Below are 6,271 nucleotides of genomic sequence, written 5' to 3' on the forward strand. Positions count from 1 at the left end.
AGCACATTCTTGCCGAGCGCCAGTTCGCCAAGCTCGGTCGAGGGACCGTCGGCGATGATGTCGCCGGCGCGAACGACGTCGCCCACCTTCACCAGCGGACGCTGGTTGATGCAGGTGTTCTGGTTCGAGCGCTGGAACTTCTGCAGGCGATAAATGTCGACGCCCGACCTGCCTGGCTCGACCATGTCGGTCGCACGGATCACGATACGGGTCGCGTCGACCTGGTCGATCACGCCGCCGCGGCGCGCTGCGATCGCCGCGCCTGAATCGCGGGCAACGGTGCCTTCCATACCCGTGCCGACGACCGGAGCCTCGGCGCGGAGCAGCGGGACAGCCTGGCGCTGCATGTTCGAACCCATGAGCGCGCGGTTCGCGTCGTCGTTCTCAAGGAACGGAATGAGCGCAGCCGCGACAGACACGATCTGCTTAGGCGACACGTCAACGAAATCGACCTGCTCCGGCGGCACCAGTTCGAAGTCACCGTCAACGCGGCAGTTCACGAGCTCGCCCTGGATGACGCCCTTCTTGTCCACTTCCACATTCGCCTGTGCGATGCGGTAGCGGGCTTCTTCCATCGCCGAGAGGTAGACGACCTCATCAGTCAGCTTGCCGCCTTCCACGCGACGATACGGGCTTTCAATGAAGCCGTACTTGTTCACGCGGGCGAAGGTCGCAAGCGAGTTGATGAGACCGATATTCGGACCTTCCGGCGTTTCAATCGGGCAGATGCGGCCATAATGCGTGGGATGCACGTCGCGCACTTCGAAGCCCGCACGTTCACGCGTCAGACCGCCCGGCCCGAGCGCCGAGAGACGACGCTTGTGCGTGATCTCGGAGAGCGGGTTCGTCTGGTCCATGAACTGCGAGAGCTGCGAGGAACCGAAGAATTCGCGCACAGCAGCGGCCGCCGGCTTCGCATTGATCAGGTCATGCGGCATGACGGTGTCGATATCGACCGAGGACATGCGTTCCTTGATCGCACGCTCCATGCGCAGCAAGCCAACGCGATACTGATTTTCCATCAGCTCGCCGACCGAGCGCACGCGGCGATTGCCGAGATTGTCGATGTCGTCAATCTCGCCCTTGCCGTCGCGCAGATCGACCAGCGTCTTGATGACGGCGAGGATGTCTTCCTTGCGGAGGACACGCACCGTATCCGGGCAGTCCAGATCAAGACGCATATTCATCTTCACGCGGCCAACCGCAGAAAGATCATAGCGCTCGGGATCAAAGAAGAGGCTGTTGAACAGCGCTTCCGCCGTTTCCGTCGTCGGCGGCTCGCCGGGACGCATCACGCGGTAGATATCCACCAGCGCCTGCTCGCGGTTCGTGCACTTGTCCGCCGCAAGCGTGTTGCGGATGAAAGCACCGGTATTCACATGGTCGATATCGAGCGTCGTGATCTCGTCATAGCCCGCCTCGACAAGCGACTCGAGCAGTTCCGGTGTGATCTCGTCACCGGCTTCGGCGAAAATTTCGCCGGTTTCCATGTTGACGATTTCCGAAGCGAGATAGCGGCCGAAGAGATCCTCGTCCTGAACGAGCAGCTCCTTAAGGCCGTCTTCAGCAAGCTTCTTCGCAAGGCGCGGCGTCATCTTGCGCCCCGCCTCCACGACGACCTTGCCGGTCTTCGCGTCGATCAGATCACGCTCCGGCTTCACGCCACGATAGCGATCCGCATCGAAAGGCACACGCCAGCCATTCTTCACCTTGGTGAAGGCGATGCTCTTGTAGAAGGTCGAAAGGATTTCTTCCGAGTCGAGACCCAGCGCATAAAGCAGCGTCGTCACCGGCAGCTTGCGGCGACGGTCGATACGCACAAAGACGATGTCCTTTGCGTCAAATTCGAAATCAAGCCAGGAGCCGCGATAGGGAATGACGCGCGCGGCGAAAAGCAGCTTGCCGCTCGAATGCGTCTTGCCCTTGTCGTGATCGAAGAACACGCCCGGGCTGCGATGCATCTGCGAAACGATGACGCGCTCTGTTCCGTTGATGACGAAGGTACCGTTCTCCGTCATGAGCGGCATGTCGCCCATATAGACATCCTGCTCCTTGATGTCCTTGACGGATTTCGCGCCCGTATCCTCATCCACCTCGAACACGATGAGCCGGAGCGTCACCTTAAGCGGCGCAGCGAAAGTCATTCCGCGCTGCTGACACTCTTCCACATCATATTTCGGAGCTTCGAATTCGTAGTTCACGAATTCCAGCGTGGAGGTTTCCGAAAAATCGCTGATCGGGAAAACCGACTTGAAAACGGCCTGGAGACCCTGCTCCTCACGTCCGCCTTGCGGTTCCTCAACCTGCAGGAACTGGTCGTATGAATATTTCTGAACTTCAATAAGGTTCGGCATTTCCGCGATCTGCGGAATGTTACCGAAGACCTTGCGAACCCGCTTTCGACCAGTGAAGGACTGCGTCATCTGTGCTCCTCGCAACGCTCTGCTTTAGAACGGCGTCCGGGCTAAAAGTAGAAGAAAGGGGCAGCCCGGTCTCAGGCCCGTCATTCTTCCTGTCGGTGCGGCACTGGGGGTACCGCGTTTGGCCGGAGCGAAAGGCACCTGCCCCGCTCCGGCCTCAGTCACGCAGGCGAACTTACTTGAGTTCGACCTTGGCACCAGCCTTCTCGAGCTGGGCCTTGATCTTCTCGGCTTCTTCCTTGGACGCGCCTTCCTTGACGGTCTTCGGAGCGCCTTCGACGAGGTCCTTGGCTTCCTTGAGGCCAAGGCCGGTGATCGCGCGAACTTCCTTGATCACTTCGATCTTCTTGTCGCCGGCAGAGGCGAGAACAACCTCGAACTCGCTCTGCTCTTCAGCAGCGGCAGCCGGAGCCGCACCACCGACCGCGGCAACCGCGACCGGAGCAGCAGCGGAAACGCCCCACTTCTCTTCGAGCAGCTTGGAGAGCTCGGCCGCCTCAAGGACGGTCAGGTTGGAAAGTTCTTCGACGATTTTTTCGAGATCAGCCATTTCTATGTCTTTCTATACAGGTTCGGTTGGATAGGTTCACCGCAGCGATCACGCCGCTTCGCTCTTGGTGGAATAGGCATTCAGCACTCGGGCAAGCTGGCCGCCAGGCGCCTGCAGCACACCCGCGATACGGGTGGCCGGGGTCTGGATCATGCCGACAATCTTGGCCCGCAATTCGTCGAGCGACGGCAGATCAGCAAGCTGCTTGACCGCCTTTGCATCGAGAACCGTCTCGCCCATCGCGCCGCCCAGGATCACCAGCTTCTGGTTTTCCTTGGCGAACTCGGTGGCAACCTTGGGGGCTGCAACCGGGTCGTCGGAATAGGCGATTGCCGTCGGACCCGTGAAGAGATCACTGATCCCTCCCATCGGGGTGCCATCCAGAGCGAGCTTTGCAAGCCGGTTCTTCGTCACCTTGAACGAAGCACCAGCCTTGGCCATCCGCGAACGCAGATCAGACATCTGGTTCACGGTAAGACCGCTGTAGTGGGCAACAACGACCACACCGGCATTTGCGAAAACGCCGTTGAGATGCGTTACGAGCTCTTCCTTTTCAGCTCTGTCCACTTGCTCTCTCCGTCATGTACGAAACCCTCGTACATTTGGGGGCGGATTGCAGAAGGCATGGCCTTCCTCCTCCGCCATTGGCATTTGCCGCTCGTCTTGCGGGTTACTCTTCCCGCTAACGCGCCGAGCGGCGCTCACTTGCCTGTCCCGGGTTCCAACCGACCCCGCGGAACCGTCGGTTCCGCGAAATCGTTCAACTCCCGTCTATTGCCGGCCACCCTCTCTGGTGATTAAGCCTCAATTCTTGCGAACGGAGGCACCCGCAGTCTCGGACAGGTAAACGGACGATGGCGCAGCCCCTCCGGTTCTCACCGAAGAGACTGCACATCCCGTCCGTTCCTCGCCGTCCGTGTCCCGAAAGACTCGAACGGAAACTCTTGTCAGCGCTTACGCGCCTGCCGCAACGCTCTGCGGCTCGATCTTCAGGCCGGGGCCCATCGTCGAGCTGACGGCGATCCGCTTGATATAGGTGCCCTTCGCACCCGTCGGCTTCGCCTTCTGAACGGCATCGATCAGCGCACGGATGTTGCCCGTGATCTGGTCTTCCGTGAAGCTGACCTTGCCGACGCCAGCGTGAACGATGCCGGCCTTCTCGACGCGGAACTCCACCGCACCGCCCTTGGCGGCCTTCACCGCCTCGGCCACATCCGGCGTCACCGTGCCGACCTTCGGGTTCGGCATCAGGCCGCGCGGGCCGAGCACCTTACCCAGACGGCCGACCAGCGGCATCATGTCCGGCGTGGCAATGCACCGATCGAACTCGATCTTGCCGGACTGGATGATCTCGGCGAGATCTTCCGCACCGACGATATCCGCACCTGCCGCCTTGGCAGCATCGGCCTTGTCGCCCTTCGCGAACACGGCCACACGAACCGTACGACCGGAACCGTTCGGCAGCGAGACAACGCCGCGAACCATCTGGTCCGCATGGCGCGGGTCAACGCCCAGAGCGATCGCCACTTCGATCGTCTCGTCAAACTTCGCGCTTGCGCGCTCCTTGAGGAGCTTCACGGCTTCCCCGAGGTCGTAAAGCTTCTTGCGATCGATACCCTCGCGGGCCTTTTCAATACGCTTTCCTGCCTTCGCCATTACGCTCACTCCACTACCTGAAGGCCCATGGACCGGGCGGAACCTGCAATAATCTTCGTCGCCTGATCGAGATCGTTCGCATTGAGATCAGCGAACTTCGTCTCGGCGATTTCACGGCACTGCGCGAGCGTAACCGTGCCGGCGCTGGTGCGACCCGGCGCCTTGGAACCGGACGTGATCTTCGCAGCCTTCTTCAGGAAGTAGGTCGCGGGCGGCGTCTTCATCGCGAAAGTGAAGGAACGGTCCGAATAGGCCGTAATCACGACCGGGATCGGCATACCCTGTTCCATCTTCTGCGTAGCGGCATTGAACGCCTTGCAGAATTCCATGATGTTGAGACCGCGCTGACCGAGCGCGGGACCGATGGGCGGCGAGGGATTCGCCGCGCCTGCCGGCACCTGCAACTTGATATAGCCTTCGATTTTCTTCGCCATTTCTTTCCCCTGCCGGATAGGCCGGCTTCATTGGGTTAGTGGTTCACAGCGCATCGGAACCGAGGTTCCTGGCGCCTCCCACGGGTTTGCGGGAGGTTTGAAAGCCCTAGAGCTTTTCCACCTGCCCGTACTCGAGTTCGACCGGGGTAGCCCGGCCAAAAATCGACACGGCAACCTTGAGCCGTGCCTTTTCCTCGTCGACTTCCTCGACGAAACCGTTGAACGAAGCGAAGGGTCCGTCTGCAACACGAACCTGCTCGCCAATCTCGAAAGTGACAGACGGCTTCGGCCGCTCCACGCCTTCCTGCACCTGATGCAGAATGCGGTCAACTTCTGCCTGGCTGATCGGCTGCGGCTTGTTTTCCGCGCCAAGAAAGCCTGTCACTTTCGGCGTATTGCGAACGAGATGATAGGCCTCGTCCGTCATTTCCATCTTCACCAGCACATAGCCGGGGAAGAACTTGCGCTCCGCATTGATCTTGCGGCCACGGCGCACCTCGACCACCTCTTCGGTGGGAACGAGGATTTCCTCGAACTGATCAGAGAGACCTTGGCTCTCCGCCTGCTCGCGCAGCGACTCGGCAACCTTCTTCTCGAAGTTCGAGTAGGCGTGAACGATGTACCAGCGCTTAGCCATTTTTTCTTCCGCTAGGAGCCGAAGCCCCTGACCTCAGTTACCGCCCAAGCCGAGCACCAGCGAGACGATATAGCTCACTGCCGTATCGGCCAGAAAGAAGAACACCATCGCAAACGCAACCATGATGAAAACCATCACCGTCGTGATGATCGTCTCGCGCCGGGTCGGCCAGGTCACCTTCGAGGTTTCCGAGCGTACCTGCTGGAGGAATTCGAGTGGATTAGTCTTCGCCATCTCTCTTCTCAAATGCCCCTTGCAGCACCCGGCCCGATGGAGCCATTCCCGTTCGTCTGGCCCGGGACCACTCCCCGGCCTGCCACCCGCCGCCCTGGGCAGTGGCAGGAGTGGAGGGGCTCGAACCCCCAACCCCCGGTTTTGGAGACCGGTGCTCTACCAGTTGAGCTACACTCCTAAAGGTTGCCGCCGAAGCGGCAACCTCGACTTCGTATTACTTCAACACCTTGGAGACGACGCCGGCGCCGACGGTGCGGCCACCTTCGCGAATGGCGAAGCGGAGCTTCTCTTCCATCGCGATCGGCGCGATGAGCGTCACGTTCATCTTCACGTTGTCGCC

Annotated in this window: 7 protein-coding genes, 1 tRNA gene and 1 pseudogene; all 9 read right to left on the reverse strand. The window is 60.3% G+C overall.

Going from position 1 to position 6,271, the window contains the following annotated elements:
* A partial coding sequence (gene rpoB, locus WBF74_RS00875) for a DNA-directed RNA polymerase subunit beta (protein ID WP_424433901.1) occupies positions 1-2,423 on the reverse strand: 2,423 nt, incomplete at its 3' end.
* 172 nt (positions 2,424-2,595) lie between these two features.
* A complete protein-coding gene (rplL, locus tag WBF74_RS00880) occupies positions 2,596-2,970 on the reverse strand; it encodes a 50S ribosomal protein L7/L12 (protein WP_424433903.1) in 375 nt (124 codons plus the stop codon).
* A 48-nt stretch (positions 2,971-3,018) separates the two neighbouring features.
* A complete protein-coding gene (gene rplJ / locus WBF74_RS00885; protein WP_424433905.1) occupies positions 3,019-3,537 on the reverse strand; it encodes a 50S ribosomal protein L10 in 519 nt (172 codons plus the stop codon).
* A gap of 387 nt (positions 3,538-3,924) precedes the next feature.
* The gene (gene rplA / locus WBF74_RS00890) at positions 3,925-4,626 is read right to left on the reverse strand and encodes a 50S ribosomal protein L1 (protein ID WP_424433907.1); all 702 of its coding nucleotides are present in this window, start codon (positions 4,624-4,626) and stop codon (positions 3,925-3,927) included.
* A gap of 5 nt (positions 4,627-4,631) precedes the next feature.
* Positions 4,632-5,060: a 50S ribosomal protein L11 gene (rplK, locus tag WBF74_RS00895; protein ID WP_424433909.1), complete on the reverse strand. Its 429-nt coding sequence runs from the start codon at positions 5,058-5,060 to the stop codon at positions 4,632-4,634.
* 106 nt (positions 5,061-5,166) lie between these two features.
* Positions 5,167-5,697, reverse strand: a complete 531-nt coding sequence (nusG, locus tag WBF74_RS00900; RefSeq protein WP_424433911.1) for a transcription termination/antitermination protein NusG — start codon at positions 5,695-5,697, stop codon at positions 5,167-5,169.
* A 33-nt stretch (positions 5,698-5,730) separates the two neighbouring features.
* The gene (gene secE, locus WBF74_RS00905; RefSeq protein WP_424433913.1) at positions 5,731-5,931 is read right to left on the reverse strand and encodes a preprotein translocase subunit SecE; all 201 of its coding nucleotides are present in this window, start codon (positions 5,929-5,931) and stop codon (positions 5,731-5,733) included.
* Between the two features lie 102 nt (positions 5,932-6,033).
* Positions 6,034-6,109, reverse strand: a tRNA-Trp gene (locus tag WBF74_RS00910).
* Between the two features lie 36 nt (positions 6,110-6,145).
* A pseudogene (gene tuf / locus WBF74_RS00915) lies at positions 6,146-6,271 on the reverse strand (elongation factor Tu); the annotation flags it as partial.

Origin of the sequence: Parvibaculum sp. (assembly GCF_049672805.1) — a bacterium.
Classification (GTDB): domain Bacteria; phylum Pseudomonadota; class Alphaproteobacteria; order Parvibaculales; family Parvibaculaceae; genus Parvibaculum.

Bases quoted from the DNA above. Each gene is read 5' to 3' on its own strand.
- rplL (WP_424433903.1), bottom strand. From the start codon at position 2,970: ATGGCTGATCTCGAAAAAATCGTCGAAGAACTTTCCAACCTGACCGTC.
- rplA (WP_424433907.1), bottom strand. From the start codon at position 4,626: ATGGCGAAGGCAGGAAAGCGTATTGAAAAGGCCCGCGAGGGTATCGAT.
- rplK (WP_424433909.1), bottom strand. From the start codon at position 5,060: ATGGCGAAGAAAATCGAAGGCTATATCAAGTTGCAGGTGCCGGCAGGC.
- nusG (WP_424433911.1), bottom strand. From the start codon at position 5,697: ATGGCTAAGCGCTGGTACATCGTTCACGCCTACTCGAACTTCGAGAAG.
- secE (WP_424433913.1), bottom strand. From the start codon at position 5,931: ATGGCGAAGACTAATCCACTCGAATTCCTCCAGCAGGTACGCTCGGAA.